The following is a 20,243-nucleotide window of genomic DNA, read 5'->3' as shown; positions in this document are numbered from 1 at the left end:
CAATGTGAGGATCAATAATATGCTTATGTGTATGAAGCGATACACATATCCAAGATGTAAATTCTGGTTCATGTTGACCCAGTATTTACATCCAAGAACTAAAATAAAGTTAATATCCGATAGTAATAGTTAATGAAAATCAAACAAATTGTGAATGCTTGTTAAATACAAAAATCCGGTAATAAAACAGGGCTAAATCAACTGCATACGGGTGTATATTGTAGGTAAATAAATACAAACCCTTTAACACAGTTTTTTATGACCAAGAAAGAAAATTTGCATTAAAGATACCTGGAAATATTTTACTTTTGAAGGGTAATAACCACTTCCCATGTAAGCGGGAAATATACCTCAGATTATATGCATGCATCCTTTCTCTATACCATGGCACTGGGCGACAGCTATGGCATGAAATATGAATACCTGCCCCACCCTACTAATGCCGACCTATCTGACCTCGTACATGCGGATCACCCTAAACTGACAGCTTATAAAAAGGGCGATTATACAGATGATACACAGATGTCACTGGCAAATATGGAACTGCTACTCGCAAAGCAATCTTTTGATATTACAGCAGAGGAATTTGTAAACGCCTGGCTGCATACATTCAAACGTGATCCTCGAGTAGGATATTCAAGACACATGCAAAAACTATTAGCAGAGTGCAAAACTCCGGCAGAATTTGTGAGCCAGCTTGCACCTTCCAGCAGAACTACTAGTGGTGCAGCAATGCGCGCAGGTGTTTTTGGAGTGATCGAAGATATTGAAGAAGTGAAACGACTGACACTGCTACAGGGCCGTATTACACATAATAACCCCGCAGGGACTACATCTGCATTGGCAGTTGCCCTGTCTGTACATTTTTTGCATCACGGAGGTACCCGCCAACAATTGGAAGCTTTTTTAACTGCGCAGTTAGGCGAAGGATGGGAACAAAATGGTATTGAAAATGATCCCGGAAATGCGATGATGATAGTGACACAGGCACTCTCTCCATTGAAGAATGCAAAAACGATAGCAGATGTATTTTTGAATGTGGTAAACCAAATAGAGAATTCGGATACAGATACAGTGTGTGCAATAGCAGCAATTATTGCCTCCCGGTGTACTGACCTAGAGGATAATATGCCGGAGGCATTGAAGAAAGGATTGGAGAATGGTACATATGGAGCTGATTATCTTCGTAAGATTGATATGCAGGTAGAAACAATATTTCCGCGGAAAAAGCTTTATTAATTCCTATGAAGGTCCGGAAAAATGAAGAACTTAAGGATGACAATTTGATGGCACACATTCAACGTATTTAACAGGAACTACTACACCTACGACTACGCTACAGATTAGCAGATGTCAGTAGCATACGAGCCAGTTTAATTTTTTCAGTGGTAACTTTAGTTTTATCATACACCAGATATAAGATATTGTCTGATATCGTATGCCCCTTCCAGACTAATTTCAATTTTTTCTCCAGCAATAATTCTTTTGCCAGATAATCAGCAGTTATAGTTAAGCCCCCACCCGCACTGATCGCCTTCAAAATTACCTGCATATCTGGAATTGTAAAGCGGGGCTTAATTGCAGGACGTTTCTTAAAATTTTTTAACCAGAAACGGCGTATGATCGCCAAGTCGCTACTATAGGCAAACCATATTTGTTTGAGCAGCCAATCTTCCGCTTGCTGCCAATCTTTGGACTTAACAAATTTATTAAAAGCGGTTGTCTCCAAATCAGGACTTCCAACAATGGCAAATTCTTCTTTTACAATAGGCTCATAAATCATATTTTTCTTTTCGGTTTTCTGTGTAGCAATCACAAAGTCAATTTCGCCTCTTGAAAGCCTGGCTGTCAGTTCACCTGTCAATCCAAAAGAAATCATCAAGCTTGCAGGAATTCTTGCAACCTTTTCCGAAGAGACGGCGTGAAAGAATTCTTTTACAGCACCCACGCGTATGATAGGTAACTGTGATAGACAACAAATCGCCTTAAAATCTGCTTCTACTTCCTCTAACTTTTCCAGCGCTGCTACTACCTGTGTATAGAATAATTTTCCATAATCAGTCGCCACTAACCTTGGTTTTCGCTCGAACAGCTGCTTCCCAACATGCGCTTCCAGTGCCGATAAATGCTGGCTAACATTTGGCTGTGAAATAAATAACGCTTTTGAAGCAGCAGTAAGCGAGCCGGTTTGATATACCGCTTTAAATGTCCTGTACCATTCCAAATTCACCATATCGTAAAGTTATAAATAAATTTATGGACTTCTATAAATCACCTTATTTTCTTTATACCTATATGATATCGAGCTTTGCAGAGCAATAACATTAAACAGTCTATACGATTATGAATCTATCATCATTAAAACGCTTTTACGCCCTATGTTGCATTATCCTACTGCAGTCAGGCATGTTTTATACGCCTAAATTACAGGCACAAACCAATGAGCTGCTTATCTCCCGGGTGGATCAGTTGGCTAAAAAATTAACTAACGATAACCAGGTTGCCGGTATCACTATCTTACTAATCAGGGATGGCAAGCCGGTTTATAATAAGGCCTTTGGCTATTCAGACAGGTATAAGGAAATATCTTTACGTACTGACCATATATTTCGCATTGCATCTCAGACAAAAGCAATCACAAGCCTCGCGGCGCTGATGCTTTGGGAAGAGGGGAAATTTCTGTTAGATGACCCTGTGTCGAAATATATCCCTGAATTCGGGCATATGCAGGTAATTGATAAGTTCAATACAGTCGATAGCAGTTATACAACTGTGCCCGCAGTAAAAGATATTACCATAAGAGACCTATTTCGCCACACTTCAGGTATAGCTTATCCTGTATTCTCAGGTAACCCCACAATCAATGCTGTGTATGCAAAAGCAGGTATTGGAACAGGCATCGGCAGCAAGGGTATTTTAAAGGATAAAATATTGTTGCTCGCAAAACAACCATTATTTCATCAACCGGCAGAATCATTTACTTACGGTTTGAATGATGATGTGCTGGGTTACCTTATAGAGATCTGGAGCGGTATGTCATTGGATAAATTTCTTCAGACAAGGATTTTTGATCCATTGGGAATGACGGACACTTATTTCCATCTCCCTATGTCAAAATCTAACCGATTGGTTGGACTGTCTGTAAAGAATAACAATGGAAAATTTAGCGAGGTGAGTGTCCCGATCTATGAGGGCAATGATCCGGCTTACCCACTAGCTGATAATATTTACCTGTCAGGAGGCGCAGGGTTGGTTTCCACCACGGCGGATTATGCAAAATTTTTGAGCCTCTTCCTCAACAAAGGATATGCAGGCAACAAAAGAATTATTGGTTCAAAAACTTTAGCACTGATGTTGACCAACCAACTCCCGGATGATATTAAAAGACCTCCTGGGTTACAATTCGGACTTGGGGTTGCCCTGGTTACCGACAAAAACAAGTACCTGCAAGCTCCTTCTGTGGGGTCATTCTATTGGGGTGGTATTTTCAATACTCACTATTGGGTTGATCCGGAGCAGCATCTGATAGGACTTGTCTACACGCAGCAGTACGATGCCTATTCTGAAGATATAGGACACTTGCTTAAGAATGTGATCTATTCTACGATAGACGACTGATGAAAAAACTATTATAAATGCAGCGATTCCCGCATGCGCAAGGGTCGTTTAACAGAGCAGTCACTGGCCATAATTGTTCGTCGGGTCAGCTCGTGATCTTCCATCTGAAAATACAGGTTACACCTTGAAGCAATAATTGATAAGATATGAAGAGATACGCATACATAGGGGCATTAGGATTTTTGGCCGTTATTACTACAGAATTTGGCATTATCGGTATTCTGCCACAATTAGCTATCCATTATAAAATAGGAATTGATAAAGCAGGTTGGCTATTGGGTGCTTTCGCATTGGTCATTGCAATAACAGGCCCGTTTATGGCATTACTTGTCTCAGGCTTTGATAGAAAAAAGGTGATGCTGACCGCAATAGTGATTTTTCTTATTACAGGGATGGTTTCCGCACTGTCACCACCGTTTTGGCTGTTGATGTTAGTGCGTATTCTACCTGCATTCTTACAGCCTGTTTATATTGCTACTGCTTTGTCGGTAGCAATTGAAGGTAGTACTAAGGAAAACAGGAACGAACTCATGAGCATTGTATTCAGTGGGGTGGCCATTGCTATGGTAACAACTGTTCCTCTGGCCACATGGATAGCCAGTATATCTACATGGGAATATTCATTTGTAGTGCAGGCTATCGTAAGCGCCATCGCTTTATTCGCAATATATCTCGCGCTTCCTCCAATTCCTGTAAAGGAAAAAAAATCCTATGGCAGCCAATTGAAGATATTGAGTAAATCTACATTCATTGTAAGTACTTTAATGAATTTTTTTATGATAGCTGCCTGGTTTTCTACTTACAGCTATTTTGCCGAATATCTGAGCAAGGCTAAAGGAATGAATGAAACAATGGTAAGTTACATGCTGTTTATTTTTGGCGTGGTAGGAGTATTAGCCAATTGGGTAGCTGGCAAAATGCTGAACAAAAGCGTGACCAAGACAACCGCTCTCTTTCTATCTGGCACCATATTAATTCCTGTTTTGCTATACTTTTCCGGGACAAATACATCTATTACAATTATCGTTATTGGCATGTGGGGATTTCTCTATTCTCCCAGTTTCCTGAATGCTTCAACCTATATGATATCGTCTGCGCCGGAAGCAATGGAGTTTGCAAACAGTTTAGCAACTTCATTTGGTAATCTCGGAGTTACCCTTGGAACTACGGTTGGAGGTTGGATCATCGTTAACAAAGGTATCGGTTACACGCCCTGGATTACGGTCGGGTTTGGATTGTTGGCCTTTGCAATGATTTTATTAAGAGCTTTTTGTGAAAAGAAATTTCCCGCATATCCTTCCCAAAATGTTTTTTTATGATTTTGTTGAGATGGCTACTGTCTGTAAAACTGTCCCTGTCCAGCATAAGGTCACCTTGCAGGTATTGCTCCATCAGGGAGCGACTCTTTTCAAAGAAAGCAAGGGAATTAAGGATAAGACAACTTGTAAATGGCGCTACTTTTTCTCTGTTGATGGTACAGAATTTTACAAGGATTGAATTAGCATGTTCATTCCTTCAATCTTTTGTGCTGCCGGAGGCTACAGACTTTGCATCCGCTTTAAACATATCGGGATTTAACATAGGTATTGCACTTGGAGCATGGACAGGCGGGATTGTTGTCAGTTCAAGTATGGGCCTTGACTATACCCCTTTGGCAGGAGCTGCATTTGTTGCAATAGCTTTGATTTTTTGTACGGTGTACAGAAAAATAAATCCAGGTATTTAAGAAAACAGGATGAAGCCTAAATATGACTGTTTAGGCTTCTTTATTAGTGAGCGTAGTTGACATTAAGGCTTTAATATTCCCTGTCGTAGAATACTTTGGTTATAGTTGAGTACATACCAATCTCCGGCAGCAATAATGACACATTTAATATTTTCACGAACCCTCATTTTTTTGACAGGTCGGCAACGCCATTGGGGAATGAGCTTTTAGCAACCTGCGCCAAGTCAAGCGCTTCCCGAAGCAGTACTATTTTCCCATCCTTTGCTACAAGTCTTCCCATGTAATGTTGGTGATAAGGTCTGCCGGTAGATGCGACGGTACATTCCACTTCGTATTCGCCAAAAACCTGTTCGGGTGTATCAATATGTATCTGGATATTTTGAAATTGAAAGCCGGGGAATGTCTTCGGGAGGTTTTGCAGAAACTTGTACAGCGTTTCCTTGCCGCTCCACCGCCAGGGCAAGCCCAGGCTGTTGAGATAAGGCAGTTCTATAGCCGCATCGTCTGCAAACAGGGTTATTGCTTCATCAGCGTTATTAATGTTTTGGAGGTAAGCCTCCAATAGTTCTTTTGCGGTTGTCATTGTATTATTTTTTAGATTTTTAAAAGCGCTTCTGCATGGGCACAGCGTGAAGTATGTATATAAAAGTCTGCTTAGCCATTGTACGCAGCCAGCCATTTTGCCTTAATATCAGCACGGGCTTTTATAAATTCTTTGTCAGTTCCCTGTGCAATGGCATCCAGCGGAAAACGCAGCGGGCGACTGCCTTTTTTCATATTTACCAGTTCCAGGATACCATCTGCAATGGTTTGCGGATCCATATTGAACTGCGCCATTTTGCCAAATAATGCAGTTCCTAAGGCGTTGAATCTTTGTGTAGCCGCTTCGCCATACTCCGCGGTGATATTTTCTTTGTCTGCGTTCAGGCCGGCCTTAGAGCCATTGGTCATTTCTGTTGGGTACACTCCGGGTTGGATACTTACGTTTTCGATACCATAATCAGCCAGTTCATCCTGCATGCCTTCGGTAATACTTTCCACTACAAATTTGGAAGCCATGTAAGGAATCATAAAGGGCAAAGTGTGCCCACTGGCGCCGGTAGTGATGTTGATGATCAGGCCATTTTTAGCCGATCGCATTGAAGGCAACACAGCGTCATAAGTGCGCAATACACCATAAAAATTCACTTCAAATATTTTTCGGATCTGTTCCAGTGTATAGCCTTCCAGTAAACCAAAGCCGGAAACAGCGGCGTTGTTGATAAGTACATCGATGCTGCCGTATTTCGCCAGCACCTTGTCGAATGCAGCGGTTACCGATTCGTCGCTGGTAACGTCTATTTCTACTACTTCTACGTTGGGCAAAGCCGATAATTCCTGCGCGGCGGCGGCATTCTTTCCAAATACATTACGCATCCCAGCAATTACGGTATGACCGGCATTCGCTAATGTAATAGTAGTAAGTTTACCAAAACCAGTACTGGTACCTGTGATAAAAATTGTCTTTGACATGATTGTAATTTTTTGTTATTGTTGATAACGCAAAGTTGATACAACCATAAAGCCTGGTGAATGAGGTAAGGCAAGAAATAAATTGATCTACATCAAGTGGGAAAATATAGAATAAACGTAAGTATACGGCAAACAGGAGCTTTTATAGCGCTTCTTTAAAGACGAACGATAAACAGGAAATAATTATTTTCTTGCTATGCCATTTCTGATGCGGCTAAGTGTTTCAGGTTTAATGCCCAGGTAAGAGGCAATCATAGCCTGCGGAATACGCGTAGTAAAGTCAGCATACTTTTGGATGAAGTCTAAGTATTTTTCTTCAGCGGATTTGCTAATGGTAGATAAAATACGGTTTTGGTTAACATTGAAACTCTTCGAAATAATCGCATGGATCATATCCCTGAAAACCGAAATTTTAGAGCAAATCATTTCAAAGTTTGGGTCGGTAAATAATACCACTTCGCAGTCTTCGATCGCATCTATATTCAACCGCGATGGCGTCTGGTTGAGCAAGCTTTCCCGGTCACCGATCCACCAGTTTTCTATACCGAAATATATAATATGTTCGATGCCTTTTTCATCTACCGCGTACGTACGCATGCAACCTTTGGTGATGAAGGCATGGTATTTCCACACATCACCTTCTTGCAGCAAGTATTGCTTTTTTCGCAATTTTTTCAGAATCGAAACGGAGCGTATCAACTCTTTTTCGTCATTGGTCAATGCGATTTTGCTATCAAGATATTGCTGAAAAGTATCGTACACTTTTTTTTATAAAAGTAAAATAAGAAATTTTAAGTTCCTTCAGTTCTATAAATATTGTACTTTCTTTTAAGGTTAATTTCTGCGCCTGTTCTGCCATTTGACCAGAAATATTGCAATAAAACAACATACAAATTAAACTAAATACTTAAACATCAACCATTTATCAACATCTACCCCCCTCGCTATACGAAAAAAGACGGCAATTCTTGCCGTTTTGCCCCTCCTTTAGCACCTTTATCCTCCCCCTAAAATCCGATTCAGAATTTTTACAGATTTCAGTATGTACTTCGGGATTTATTCCGCTATGAGCACTCGTAAGACACGATATTCTGTACTGATTAATTTTGTCATTTTCTTTTTACTTGTTTCCTTTCTAATAAGAACAATATTTTTAGGATTGACCTGGCAGAAAGCAGATGTTACATTTTTAGCATTATTCAGTATTTATTTAAAGGGGTTTGTTTTTGACAGCATGGTAGCACTATTTTTTACTACCGGTTATGCGCTGTACTTATTACTGTTGCCACAAAAATGGAACAATTCCCTTGCGAATCGCATTATCACCTTTGCCAGTTTTTATCTTGTAGTGCTAATTGTCATGTTCTCTTTTTTTGCAGAACTGGCTTTTTGGGACGAATTTGAAAGTCGGTTCAATTTCATAGCAGTCGACTACCTGATATATACATTCGAGGTAATTAATAACATTAATCAGTCTTACCCCTTACCCTGGCTGATCAGCAGTATGGTATTGCTTACTTCGCTGGTATTTTTTATTTTTTATAAAAAGAAGATCTTCCTTCAAAGTTTTCAATCTGATACACCATTTAAAAAGAGATTTTTAATAACATGCCTGGTATTAGCCCCCACCCTGGCTGGCTATTTTTTTGTATCCAATTCCTGGGCCGATAACAGCAACAACCGTTACCAGAGCGAACTGGCCAAAGCCGGTATCTTTTCGTTCTTTGCAGCATTTAAAAATAACGAACTGAATTATTACGATTTTTATGCAAAAGAAAAAGAAAGTGAAGCCTTTGCAATAGCTCAAAAACAACTGCAGGAGCCATTAACCAGGTTTGTTGATGGCAGCAGTAGTTTACGCAGAATCGTTACAACCCCTGGTCAAACGATACGTCCTAATGTAATATTGGTGACCATCGAAAGTTTAAGCGCAGATTACATGCACCATTTTGGGAACAACCAACACATTACTCCTATCCTCGACTCGCTGGCTGATCACGCTCTTTTATTTACTAATATGTATGCTACCGGCACCCGTACCGTTAGGGGAATGGAAGCACTGTCTTTATGCGTGCCTCCTACTCCCGGCAACAGTATCGTAAGAAGAAAAGACAATGCCCATTTGTATACAGTAGGTTCAATTTTTAGAAAAGCTGGGTATTCCACCACCTTTTTTTATGGAGGCGATGGGTTCTTCGACAATATGAACAACTTCTTTGGAAATAATGGATTTGACATCACTGATAATGGCGAACGACTATTGCCTAATGAACGATTAACTACCAACCGTACTACTATTCCCGCGCAAACTATTCATTTTAAAAATGCCTGGGGTATTTGCGATGAAGACCTGTACGACGCAGTGATACGCCATGCAGATGCGCAATACAGCCACCAACAACCGTTTTTTGATTTTGTAATGACTACCTCCAACCACCGGCCCTTTACCTACCCATCAGGAAAAATTGATATTCCATCTGGTTCTGGACGTGAGGGCGCAGTCAAATACACAGACTATGCCATTGGTGAATTCTTAAAAAAGATACAGTCTAAGCCCTGGTTCGACAACACAGTGATCATATTTGTTGCCGATCACTGTTCCAGCAGTGCGGGCAGGAACGAGATCAATGTTTCAAAATATCATATTCCCTGCCTTGTTTATAATCTTAAAAACGATTCGTTAAAAACCATCAGTCAGCAGTGTTCTCAAATAGACCTGTTTCCCACATTATTTGGTTTACTACACTGGCAATATGAAACAATCTGGTACGGACAGAATGTTTTGCTGCCGACATATCAATCCAGAGCATGGGTAGCTACTTATCAAAAACTGGGATACCTTCAACATGATAGCCTGGCTGTTTTAAGTCCGCAACAACAGGTAGGTATATTTAAATGGGATAAACAAAGCGATGATTTACAACCCATACATACTGATAGCCTGCTTATAAAAAAGGCCATTGCCACTTATCAAACAGCTTATTATTTATATAAGACGGGGGGTATGAAAGAATAATTCCACTCTCCCTGTACGGAAGATGACGGCAACGATACGAAAGTATTGTTGCCGTTTTTTGTTTGACATTACTGTATTACCACTGTCAGACCTCATGGACGAGTTTTAAAAAAAAGGCAATTAGATTTCAATATTTTAAAGAAATCGACAAGTATCATAATAACTTATTCACCAGTAATGCATGGAGATTTGTAGTATCAACCCCCTCCTTCCTATAAATGATAATTCCTTTATCATCAATCAAAATTGTAGTTGGCAGTACAATTATGCCATATCCATTTACAATCTTTTTGTCTCCATCGAAAACCTGCTGCCAATTCATACTCTTTTCTGAAACGGCCTTTACACAATCAACTATGCTACGATCAGTATTAATGCCTATTACTTCTAATTTATCTTTGGGGAATTCCTTTACCAATCCCTGGTAAAAAGGGATCTCAGCGAGACAAGGACCACACCAGGACGCCCAAAAGTTTAGCAGTAGATATTTGTTACTTTTATTGAGACTGACCGCATTGCCGGTTAGATCCAGGGCAGATAAAGTTGGAGCAGAATGCATTAAAACTGGTGGGTTTAACAGACCTTCTAACTGAGCAGCAATACTTTGTCCTTTTTTACTTTTTGCAAATCGGGGATTTAGCTCATATTGCAGTATATTATACAATGTTCTCATGTACACTGTATCACGTGCCAGCATATTGTATTGACAAAGATAAAGCTGATTATAGAGGAACCAGAACGAATAATATTGATTGGGATATTCTCTAATTGTGGGTAATGCTTTTAAAGAAAGTGCCTTATGAAGATTTGCAATTATATTAAATAATGAGTCATTTTTATAAGCACTGTTATCTCTTCCTTTCCAGAATTCAAAATACGCAGTTAACTCAGGGAGTCTGTTGTGATAGATTTCCTTAAAATAGTTATTATAAACAGTATCAAATACAGGGAATGCATTCAATGGTTTATCATATTCAAGTGCATTATTGTTGTAATGCAGAGAAATAATAGCTGGATGGTCTGTTAGAATAAAAGTAGAAGCAGCCTGATTATATGTGATAGTTAATGGGATTGCTTCATCTATAAGCTCCCCTGTAACTTTTACCTGGTTATTACCTTCACCCTGAACTGATATATTTCTCTGGTCGGCATCTATAGAAAAGGACAATTTTTCTTTTTCTATGGTATTATTTACATTGATCGTTAACTCATATTTCTTTTGAGCAAAAGAAACGAATGGCATTAACAAACCAGATAATATAAGGAAATACTTGTTTAGCATCACATTACTATTTTATAAGCTGTACTCATTCTAATCTTCATACATCAAATACGGCCCCACCATCTCCCTCCAATTCTCCACGCTAACATACCCCTCCAACCTCTCCTTAAAATCCTCTAAAGACAACCGGAAAAAATCTTCCGCATCTTCCTGCCCCAACAACAACCTCAAATGATTTTCACCCTTCCCATTTACAAAAGTCTTATATGGCGCCCATTCAAATGATTCTTTATAAGTATCCATGATCAGCTTAATCAATAGCAACCCTGTTTTTACTGCGCTGAAATGATACCTGTCCGTCACATGTAACATGACTCCTTTGCAACTTATACCTGCATACCTCCCCCCTTCCGGTACAAAATCAACCTCACGTGCCACAACTGCCTTTCCAATATTATCATTCAACAAATCAGCCAGCTCTCCTGCATTTATCCACGGAGCACCCGCCACCCTGAAAGGCACAGCAGTACCTCTTCCCTCACTAATATTTGTCGCTTCCAGAAAGCAAAGACAAGGATAAAGCAATGCCGTCTCAAAAGTATTAATAGCAGGAGATGCCGGTATAAATGATACACTCCAATCAGGATGAAACATACTACGCCGCCAACCTGTGCATGTAATTACCTGAAGTGCACACCCTATCTTCCTTTCGATATTAAAATACTGCGCCAGCTCACCTATCGTACAGCTATGACGAACAGGAATTGCCCACCTCCCAATAAAACTGGAAGCATTCACTTCGTCAAGCACTGGGCCTTCGGCAAGCAGGAGGTTTCCTGATATGGGATTAGGTCTGTCCAATACAATCAGTTCCTTACCATATAATGCCCCCGCCTCCAATACATGGGTCAAAGTCCACAAATAAGTATAAAAGCGACTACCAATATCAGGTAGATCGATCAATATTACATCCAGGTCTTCAAAGTCCTTTTTTTCCGGGGCCAACTTTTCACCATATAAGCTCACTACTGGCAAACCAGTCAGCGTATCGGTTACATCTCCCATCAAATGACCATCCGGACCAGTTGTATCCAGTCCATGTTCAGGAGAAAATAACCTGACTATATTAAATCCTTTTTTTATTAAAGCCTTCCTGGCAGGTTCAAACGTAGCGGTAATAGCCGCATTGTTAGTCACGAACCCTATTCGTTTTGCTTTCCAGTCAGATGCATAAAGCAGCAGTCTGTCAATCCCAAATTGTACCATAACATATTATTATCTGTAACTATAGTTACACTCATTCTCATTTTCCTGCAGGACTTTTACATCCAGATCAAGCAGAAACATTATGAACAAAATAGTTAAAAACTGGAGCTTTTTCAGAATATTCAGGCTGATTGCCGGCATAGCTTTAATAGGGATGGCTATTCAAATGCAACTCCTGATAATTGGCATATTTGGTACAATGGTCATCATTCAGGCTATTATAAATACTACCTGCTGCGATAGTTGTAACAATGGCACATGTAATACCAGGCAACAATAAGATTCCTTTTTTTCACTTAAATTTAGGTAAGAACCCCTATTCTTATCTATATGAATACCCATATTATCACTACCCAGGAAAACAAAAGTCAATCCATAGCAAATACCGCCGAAAAGAAGCCGGCAGGCAACGCCCCTTCCTTTCAATTAGCCGATAATCGTCCGGAAACTACCCTGCAAAGAAAACTGCAGGAAATGGCAGACAACAGTCCCCAGGTTTCCAGGCAGGGTACTTTTCAGCATATGGCCGATACCCAACAAAAGACAATACAAAGAGTACATGTGAACGCTGTCGGACAAACTAAAATTTCAGCCAAACTTGAGGAAGCTTTCGATAGTGCCGAAAATGATCTGAAAACAGGCATTGAGAATATCGATGCTTATGGCGAACGTATTCAGCAATACTTTCATGGCAATGATTTACAAAAGGTCAAAGGTAGCCTGATCGCGATGCTTGAAATGCTGCAGTTTATTAAGGCAAGACCGGTACCGGTTAATACAGCATTGCCAGAGGCGACCGAAAGAGACCTGGTCGGATACAGGGAATTAAACCAGGGCAATAAGGATGGCGGCGCCTATACTGAGGGCCTTGGGGATACTGCATTAATCACCTTTTTGCCCACTGCCCTTACCTATAACAATTTCAACTTAGCCATGACAATTATCCACGAAATTGCGCATGCCACTCCTGGTGTAAAAGCAGAAGATATTGCCTATGGTCAACATCGTTTCTTTGAGTTTATAAATGAATTTCCAGGTATGGCAATAAAAAATGCGGACTCATTTGCATTTGCCGTAGCCGCACTAAATGGCCAGGATTTAAAGGATAGCAGAGCGCAGGATAACATCGAAGGAGTAACACATAATTTCGGAGGAAACTTTTTTAAAGAAGGAGAAGAAGGCATCCCCCCAATCATACCGAAAGTGATAAAAACAATGGCATATGCCGAGCAAATGTGGAATCAATCCGTATACCAGCTACTCTTTGCACAAGCTGAATTAAACAGCGTCAAAGAAAACCCAATCAAAAAGAACGCCACCCGCCTGTATAAACATTTGCCATTTAAAACTGATGATATCAATGAACAGGAACAGCTACTTAAAGCCATCCTGGAAATGGGGCTGGCCGCGGCTGAGGTTATCAGCAATGCTGCATTCTATAGCCGGGAAACAGGGGGCCAATTTGCTGTAAAAAAAGGCATCAAAACAGATCGACTGATCATTGGAGATCTGTTTGACCAACAGCCTCAGCCCAGACAATTATTCATAGAGCTCTCCGGAAAATCAAAAACAGAGGTTTTAAAATTTTGGAAGATATTCGTTTATCTAAGTGGAAAAGATTTAATAGCATAGTTCCTTTGATTGAATACCTACCAAAACACATTCAAATTAATCATCATAACTAATTGATCTTTAACTCTTACTTATCGGCCTCATGAAAAACTACTTACCTTTACACCGGGTTTAAAAAATACCCGGTGGGCTTTTATGAGCTATATCCAAATCAAAAGAACAGGACTACGAATATTGAAAATTGCCGGCATTTCTATTGGATCACTCCTGCTGTTGTTATTCCTCCTACCCATCCTCTTTCCGACCACCATCTCGAGTAAGATCAAGACGTGGACCAATAATAGCATTACAGGTGATCTCAATTTCTCAAAGGCAAGACTTTCCTTCTTTAATCACTTCCCTTCCCTCACCCTTACATTATACGATTTCAGTCTCAAAGGCGCTGCTCCCTTCCAACAGGACACACTGATCGCTGCAGACGAAGTCGCCCTCGGCGTCAACCTTGCCAGCGTTTTCTCAAGTTCCATCAGGATCGATGAAATTTACCTGACTAAAGGAAATATTCATGTACTCGTCGATTCTGCCGGGCATCCTAACTATAATGTCTATCAGTCAGCACCTGCTACTACCAGCAGTAAAGCAGATAGTGGCAGCGCCTCCCTGAAAATAGCGCGCATTCAGCTGGAACAGTGTAATATCATTTATAATGACCAGTCCCTCCCACTCTTTGTCAAGGCCCAAAATGTGGATTACCTTGGTAAGGGAGATCTTAGTAAGGCACAATTTGATTTGTATTCCCGCATTCGTGCCGCTGAATTTGATCTTGCCTATAGCAATACGCCGTACATCCAGAACAAAAAGCTGAACGGAGAGCTGATTACCAAAATCAATACCAACTCGCTTGACCTGATTTTTGAAAAGAATGACCTGAAAATCAATGAACTTCCTGTGCAATTGAATGGAAAATTCGGATTTCTGAAGAATGGCTATGAGATGAATTTTAAACTCAATTCAAAAGAATCCAGCCTGGCCGCCATCTTCAGTGCCCTGCCTCCTGAATATACTACCTGGTTATCACACACACATGTAGAAGGCGCAGCAGATGTAAATGCCACACTTATTGGCCAATACATTGCAGCCACCAACACCATGCCTGACCTGACATTTAATATGCAGATCAGGAATGGAACGATCTCCAATCCCAAAGCACCAGCCCCTGTAAAAAACCTTTTCCTCAACTTCCAGTCACAATTAAAACAGCTTAATACCGATAGCCTTATTGTCAACATCGATTCCATTTTCTTCAATATTGACAAAGACTATTTTAGTGCCATCATGAAGCTGAAAGGTATCAATACGCCGGAAATTCATGTAAAACTAAACACCGATATAGACCTGGAAAAATGGAGTAAAGCCGTAGGATTGGAATCATTTCTCATGAAAGGCAAGCTGCAAGCCCACCTGCTGGCGGATGGGAGATATGCAAAATCCGTTGTTTATCATGGTTTACGGAAACAGGCCGATACCGTCATTAGCAGCATACCGACATTCAGGTTACAGTCTTCCCTCCATAACGGGTATTTTAAATTTGCTTCCCTGCAACAAGCCGTTGACAATATCAGCTTTGATATCCAGGGATCCTGCCCCGACAGCAACTATGCACATGCCATGATTGCCATCAAAAATATTAATGCAAATGTGCTGAGTAATTATATCAAAGGCTATTTCCAGGTCAGCAATGGCGCCAGTCCGCTGGTAGACGCCAGCCTGGAAGGGATCCTCCACCTGGAAGACGTGAAAAAATTCTACCCGTTGGATAGCATTGCTATGGCAGGGGACCTGCATATCAACATCGTTACAAAAGGGAGCTATGTACCTGTGAAAAGGCTGTTTCCTGTTACAACAGCCAGCCTGACTATGAACAATGGCACGGTGCAAACGAAGTATTACCCCAGCCCCCTGCAAAACATAAATATTGATGCGACCATTACCAATACAACAGGCACCTTCCAATCACTGAATGTAAACCTCAAACCTGTATCGTTTGAATTTGAAGGGCAACCATTTGTGCTGAAAGCAGATCTGAACAACTTTGATAACCTGCGTTATAATATCACCTCCAATGGGAATATAGATCTTGGTAAAATATACAAAGTGTTTGCACAGCAAGGTTATGATGTGAAAGGGCTTATCAAAACCAACCTGTCATTGCGTGGTACGCAAAGTGATGCGATGGCAGGGCGCTACAATAAGTTATACAACAAAGGGAGCCTGATTGTAAAAGATATTACCCTGACATCCGAACTGTTTCCGCTGCCATTTTACATTACTAACGGTGTGTTCCGTTTTGACCAGGACAAAATGTGGTTCGATCAGTTCAATGCCCGTTATGGTAAATCAACAGTCCGCCTGGACGGGTATTTGAGTAATGTGATAGGTTATGCCATGTTAAAAGACCAGGTGCTGCATGGTAACTTTAATCTTAAAAGCGATTATATACTTGTAGATGAGCTGATGGTATATGGTGGCAAGGAAAGTACGAATACCTCTTCTTCTTCCGGCGTAGTGATGGTACCCGCCAACCTGTCGCTTACCCTGAATGCCAATGCAGCGCGCATACATTTTAACGGTATAGACATCAATGATTTCCATGGCCAGCTGGTCATTGACAGTAACTACCTTCAGCTGAATAAAACCGGCTTTACCATTATCGGGGCACCAGTTGAGATGGATGCAAAATATACCAGTGTCAACACGCGAAAAGCCACATTTGATTACCATATCAGTGCTGCTGAATTTGATATAAAACGAGCGTATAATGAGATCAAATTATTTCATGACATGGCGACTTCCGCAGGTAGTGCAAGTGGCATTGTGGGACTTGATTATCTTTTAAGCGGGCGGTTGGATGAGAATATGCAGCCAGTTTATCCTTCATTGAAAGGAGAAGGCGTACTGTCTGTGAAAAAAGTAAAAATGAAAGGGTTCCGGTTGTTCAATGCGGTGAGTAGTGCTACCGGAAAAGATGACGTTAAAGACCCGGATTTGTCAAAAATCAATATCAAATCCAAAATCAATAATAATATCATTACAATTGAGAAGACCAAAATGCGTGTGGCGGGTTTCCGGCCAAGATTCGAAGGGCAGGTGAGTTTTGATGGGAAGCTAAACCTGAAAGGTAGGTTGGGATTACCACCATTTGGAATACTGGGTATTCCGTTTAATGTAACGGGTACGCAAAGCAATCCTAAGGTAAAACTGAAGCGGGGGAGTGATAAAGATAGCCTGGAAGAAACTGAGGATGCCGACGATGAGGAAGAGGGGAAGGAATAATATTGAAAATAAAAGAAGGTGTCTTGTTGATAAAGACACCTTCTTTCTATAACTTCTCAATAGAACTAATCTCAATCCCTACAAAACAATCATCCGCGCAATTCTTATTCACATATCCCGCCGTTGAAATCATCCCGTTATTCTTCGCCTCAAAATAAGTATTCGCATCATCCCGCTTCTTCAGCCAGTCTTTCCTTGCACGGTCATATACATCATCCAGCGTCTGTATATCAGCCCCCGCCTCATGTGAGCCCAAACTTGAAGCATCCTCTGTCCACTGATCCTTTACCACCAACTCATTTATCGTATCAACCCGTTCCTTCAACACATAAGCACGCTTTACCACCTTGCCATTCTCGACTGTAATAGTAGTCAGCGTGGTCACGCCGATCCAACTATCAGTCCTCACCACATAAGCATAGGAATTGCCCGTGGATGCCTTAAAAGCAATATAGACGTCCTTACTTCGGGCTAATTCATCAGCAAACTCTATTTTCTTACACGAGCCGAACAGGCATACAAATAATAACAGGATAACAGGGAAAACATTTTTCATTAATATAGGTTTAGAGATAAAACGAAACACCTGTTGCGGAAGTTACATTAAACTACAAGGGAATAGAAAATGAGCCGTTATTCACCCTCCCCGGCAAGCGAATTAATAAAGATCTTTATTAAGATTTTCTCATATTTTTGCCGCTATGAAATCCGTACCATATATCCTGCTCTATATCCTTCTCGTCGCCTTATGGAGCATCGTGTTCTATCACTTTTTCGTACCTGAAAAAGGGGGCTTTGCTATGCTGTCATTATTGGGGGCTGCGGGCTTTTTCAGCCTGATCTGGGGGGTGTTGGTATCTCTTACCTATAAATGGATTGGATGGAAAGGATATGGTATGTTGATTTTGCCTGTTGTAATCCTGATTGTATTCATCTTAGGTGTAGATCCTGCTACTTTCAAATATGCATTGGGAATTACTGCTGTCTGTGAGCTTGTCTCGTTAGTGAGGATCTTTTTCTATAGAAGAAAGCTCCTCCGCAATTGATTTAATTCTGAAAATAGTGCCTCGCCAGTAAAATTCCAGGTGCTTTTGAATCACCTCTGTGGGGAAGTTGCGCAGGCGAATAGTCAATTCGGTACCATTCAAAAGAAATTCCAGTACAGTATAATTTTCAGGTACATCTTCCAACCGGGAGACAGCGCTCAGATGACTATAACTCAAAATCCGACCATATTCATACTGTAATATTATTCCCTTATTCTCAAAAGCTACATGGTGAAACCCACGGATAAAAATAGGTGAACCCAGCTCCCAGCTGGTTTCTACATTGATATTCATCTCTTCTCCCATCCATTTGGGCATAATGGCCGTATCTGTTAATACCTTCCAAAGTGTGGCTGGCGAACAATTAATCGTTACTGTCATTTATACAGGGTATTAAACAATCTGTCCCATATATTGGTATAAAAACCAAAGTTATACTGAATATCCTGGTGATGATGATGATGAAATGTAGATGTTCCTAAATATTTAATCAGGGGTAAATTCCGTACTCTTGCCGGCAATGGCTCTATGCCCAAATGCCCCGCCAGCCCAAAGATCACATTCACTACCAGGTAGATGATAATCGCATAAATATTAAACGGATACACCATTAGCAACATCAGCCACAAGCTCCCAAATCCAATCGTCTCCACAGGATGTAATACAAACAAATCTATTGGCTTCGGATCAATGGCTTCATGATGCAACTGGTGCACCGCCTTATATAAAAATGTTTTGTGGATAATGATGTGAAAAACAAACATCAATAAATCCATCGCAAGAAATAACAGCACAAAATCACTTAAAATACGCCACGTTCCCACTACTGAAATCACAATCACTCCCTGTTTCCACAACCAAAACCCACCATAGGTCACCACTGTATTCAATACATTGGTAATCAAACAAATCCCCCACTCCTTTGCCGTATACCCGCCTTTATAAAAATACCCGCCTATCAGCAATACCCCACAGGTAATCATCACATTTTCCACGAAAAAAATGAGCCACACTATTCCAATTGGCAGGTGCAACAAATATTGTAATAAGAAATTAATCATTCTTCATTTAACCAATCATCATACCCACAGCTGATGAGTTGTTTTCTTACATCAAGATACTGACTTTCGTCTGCATTATAATATCGGGCTATATCATTCTTAATCACAGCCAGTTCTCTATCCACCATGAAAGACAATACCTGCGCCAGGTTGGTATCAGACATATCATGATACAATATTCGTATCACACCTTCGTATACATGCTGATCCAACGGTTGCTTAAAAGCACATGTCAACATACTGTATGTAGATTGTAAATGCTGGGGGATCATGACAATTTTGATTACGTGGGTAAAATCCGTTCAAATATAATTTTTTTTAAATTTACCCTATGTTAAGAATCCTACCATACCTGGCAGGATAAAAAAAGAGGCAGACCCAATAGTCTGCCTCTTTTACTTACTAGCCAATTTCAATCATTCTCGGCCCCTGCTTCTTCGCTTCCTCTTTCTTAGGAATAGTCAACTGCAACAACCCATTCTCATACTTCGCATTAATTTTATCCGCATCGACAACATCCTTTGGCAATTGGAAACTCCTCTTAAATGACTGATAACTAAATTCCCGCCGCGTATAATTTTCTTCTTTCTTCTCTTCTTTCTGCTGCTTTTCTGATGAAATAGTCAGCGTTGTACCATTCAGGGTTATATTAAAATCTTTCTTTTCCATACCCGGCGCCGCTACTTCTACATCAAATGAATCTTCAGACTCTTTAATGTTTACTGATGGAACCGTAGTATTACTTGCAGAAAAGTTATCGTTTCCCCAGTTAAACAACTCACGGGTGAAAAAATCATCAAATACTGACGGGAACGTGTAATTTCTTTTAATGATAGACATAGTAAAACTCATTTTAAAAAGTTAAACAATA

The 20,243-nt window shown here is 40.5% G+C and carries 19 protein-coding genes; 8 read left to right on the top strand and 11 right to left on the bottom strand.

Features of this window, described 5'->3' with window-relative positions; all coding sequences use genetic code 11:
• Positions 1-360: 360 nt before the first annotated feature.
• Positions 361-1,239, top strand: a complete 879-nt coding sequence (locus ABDW16_RS08365; protein ID WP_343669010.1) for an ADP-ribosylglycohydrolase family protein — start codon at positions 361-363, stop codon at positions 1,237-1,239.
• Between the two features lie 97 nt (positions 1,240-1,336).
• On the opposite strand, the gene ABDW16_RS08360 is transcribed toward ABDW16_RS08365, so the two are convergent.
• A complete protein-coding gene (locus ABDW16_RS08360) occupies positions 1,337-2,233 on the bottom strand; it encodes a LysR family transcriptional regulator (RefSeq protein WP_343669008.1) in 897 nt (298 codons plus the stop codon).
• A gap of 173 nt (positions 2,234-2,406) precedes the next feature.
• On the opposite strand from ABDW16_RS08360, the gene ABDW16_RS08355 reads away from it, so the two are divergent.
• The 3 genes from ABDW16_RS08355 (at position 2,407) to ABDW16_RS08345 (ending at position 5,344) form a co-directional block, all read left to right on the top strand.
• On the top strand, positions 2,407-3,618 hold the full coding sequence (locus tag ABDW16_RS08355; protein WP_343669006.1) for a serine hydrolase domain-containing protein: 1,212 nt from the start codon (positions 2,407-2,409) through the stop codon (positions 3,616-3,618).
• Positions 3,619-3,764: 146 nt separating this feature from the next.
• Complete coding sequence (locus ABDW16_RS08350; RefSeq protein WP_343669005.1) at positions 3,765-4,937, top strand: MFS transporter; 1,173 nt, start codon at positions 3,765-3,767, stop codon at positions 4,935-4,937.
• Positions 4,934-5,344, top strand: coding sequence for a hypothetical protein (locus ABDW16_RS08345; protein WP_343669004.1), 411 nt, complete (start codon positions 4,934-4,936; stop codon positions 5,342-5,344). Before ABDW16_RS08350 ends, ABDW16_RS08345 begins: the two co-directional genes overlap by 4 nt.
• 163 nt (positions 5,345-5,507) lie before the next feature.
• On the opposite strand, the gene ABDW16_RS08340 is transcribed toward ABDW16_RS08345, so the two are convergent.
• From ABDW16_RS08340 to ABDW16_RS08330, 3 genes are all read right to left on the bottom strand, one after another.
• Entirely contained in the window at positions 5,508-5,927 is a 420-nt protein-coding gene (locus tag ABDW16_RS08340; RefSeq protein WP_343669003.1) for a nuclear transport factor 2 family protein, read from the bottom strand.
• Positions 5,928-5,998: 71 nt separating this feature from the next.
• Positions 5,999-6,856 carry an SDR family oxidoreductase gene (locus ABDW16_RS08335; protein WP_343669002.1) on the bottom strand — a complete coding sequence of 286 codons (858 nt, stop codon included), beginning with the start codon at positions 6,854-6,856 and terminating at the stop codon, positions 5,999-6,001.
• Between the two features lie 183 nt (positions 6,857-7,039).
• Positions 7,040-7,618 (bottom strand): Crp/Fnr family transcriptional regulator, encoded by a 579-nt coding sequence (locus tag ABDW16_RS08330; protein WP_343669001.1) that lies wholly within the window; start codon positions 7,616-7,618, stop codon positions 7,040-7,042.
• Positions 7,619-8,090: 472 nt separating this feature from the next.
• On the opposite strand from ABDW16_RS08330, the gene ABDW16_RS08325 reads away from it, so the two are divergent.
• On the top strand, positions 8,091-9,872 hold the full coding sequence (locus ABDW16_RS08325; RefSeq protein WP_343669000.1) for an LTA synthase family protein: 1,782 nt from the start codon (positions 8,091-8,093) through the stop codon (positions 9,870-9,872).
• 154 nt (positions 9,873-10,026) lie between these two features.
• Here ABDW16_RS08325 and ABDW16_RS08320 read toward each other — a convergent pair whose 3' ends face one another.
• Together ABDW16_RS08320 and ABDW16_RS08315 are read right to left on the bottom strand one after the other, a co-directional pair.
• Positions 10,027-11,115, bottom strand: coding sequence for a TlpA disulfide reductase family protein (locus ABDW16_RS08320; RefSeq protein ID WP_343668999.1), 1,089 nt, complete (start codon positions 11,113-11,115; stop codon positions 10,027-10,029).
• Between the two features lie 69 nt (positions 11,116-11,184).
• Complete coding sequence (locus ABDW16_RS08315) at positions 11,185-12,360, bottom strand: DUF1343 domain-containing protein (protein WP_343668998.1); 1,176 nt, start codon at positions 12,358-12,360, stop codon at positions 11,185-11,187.
• Positions 12,361-12,690: 330 nt separating this feature from the next.
• Here ABDW16_RS08315 and ABDW16_RS08310 point away from each other — a divergent pair, with 330 nt between their 5' ends.
• On the top strand, positions 12,691-13,992 hold the full coding sequence (locus tag ABDW16_RS08310; RefSeq protein WP_343668996.1) for a M35 family metallo-endopeptidase: 1,302 nt from the start codon (positions 12,691-12,693) through the stop codon (positions 13,990-13,992).
• 135 nt (positions 13,993-14,127) lie between these two features.
• Positions 14,128-17,265: an AsmA-like C-terminal region-containing protein gene (locus ABDW16_RS08305; RefSeq protein WP_343668994.1), complete on the top strand. Its 3,138-nt coding sequence runs from the start codon at positions 14,128-14,130 to the stop codon at positions 17,263-17,265.
• Between the two features lie 46 nt (positions 17,266-17,311).
• Here ABDW16_RS08305 and ABDW16_RS08300 read toward each other — a convergent pair whose 3' ends face one another.
• Positions 17,312-17,821, bottom strand: coding sequence for a hypothetical protein (locus ABDW16_RS08300; RefSeq protein WP_343668993.1), 510 nt, complete (start codon positions 17,819-17,821; stop codon positions 17,312-17,314).
• Positions 17,822-17,966: 145 nt separating this feature from the next.
• On the opposite strand from ABDW16_RS08300, the gene ABDW16_RS08295 reads away from it, so the two are divergent.
• A complete protein-coding gene (locus tag ABDW16_RS08295) occupies positions 17,967-18,311 on the top strand; it encodes a hypothetical protein (RefSeq protein WP_343668991.1) in 345 nt (114 codons plus the stop codon).
• Here ABDW16_RS08295 and ABDW16_RS08290 read toward each other — a convergent pair.
• The 4 genes from ABDW16_RS08290 to ABDW16_RS08275 all read right to left on the bottom strand — a co-directional run bounded on the left by ABDW16_RS08290 (position 18,267) and on the right by ABDW16_RS08275 (position 20,212).
• The gene (locus tag ABDW16_RS08290; protein ID WP_343668990.1) at positions 18,267-18,692 is read right to left on the bottom strand and encodes an SRPBCC domain-containing protein; all 426 of its coding nucleotides are present in this window, start codon (positions 18,690-18,692) and stop codon (positions 18,267-18,269) included. The two genes, ABDW16_RS08295 and ABDW16_RS08290, sit on opposite strands and share 45 nt — an antisense overlap.
• Positions 18,689-19,372 (bottom strand): sterol desaturase family protein, encoded by a 684-nt coding sequence (locus ABDW16_RS08285; protein ID WP_343668989.1) that lies wholly within the window; start codon positions 19,370-19,372, stop codon positions 18,689-18,691. The genes ABDW16_RS08290 and ABDW16_RS08285 overlap by 4 nt, the downstream gene beginning before the upstream one ends.
• Positions 19,369-19,611 (bottom strand): hypothetical protein, encoded by a 243-nt coding sequence (locus tag ABDW16_RS08280; protein ID WP_343668988.1) that lies wholly within the window; start codon positions 19,609-19,611, stop codon positions 19,369-19,371. The genes ABDW16_RS08285 and ABDW16_RS08280 overlap by 4 nt, the downstream gene beginning before the upstream one ends.
• A gap of 163 nt (positions 19,612-19,774) precedes the next feature.
• A complete protein-coding gene (locus ABDW16_RS08275; RefSeq protein WP_343668986.1) occupies positions 19,775-20,212 on the bottom strand; it encodes an Hsp20/alpha crystallin family protein in 438 nt (145 codons plus the stop codon).
• Between the last annotated feature and the right edge of the window lie 31 nt (positions 20,213-20,243).

The sequence above is a fragment of the Chitinophaga sp. genome, assembly GCF_039596135.1.
GTDB lineage: Bacteria > Bacteroidota > Bacteroidia > Chitinophagales > Chitinophagaceae > Chitinophaga.
Note: the sequence above shows the minus strand (reverse complement) of the source record. Positions and strands in the feature narration are given on the sequence as shown.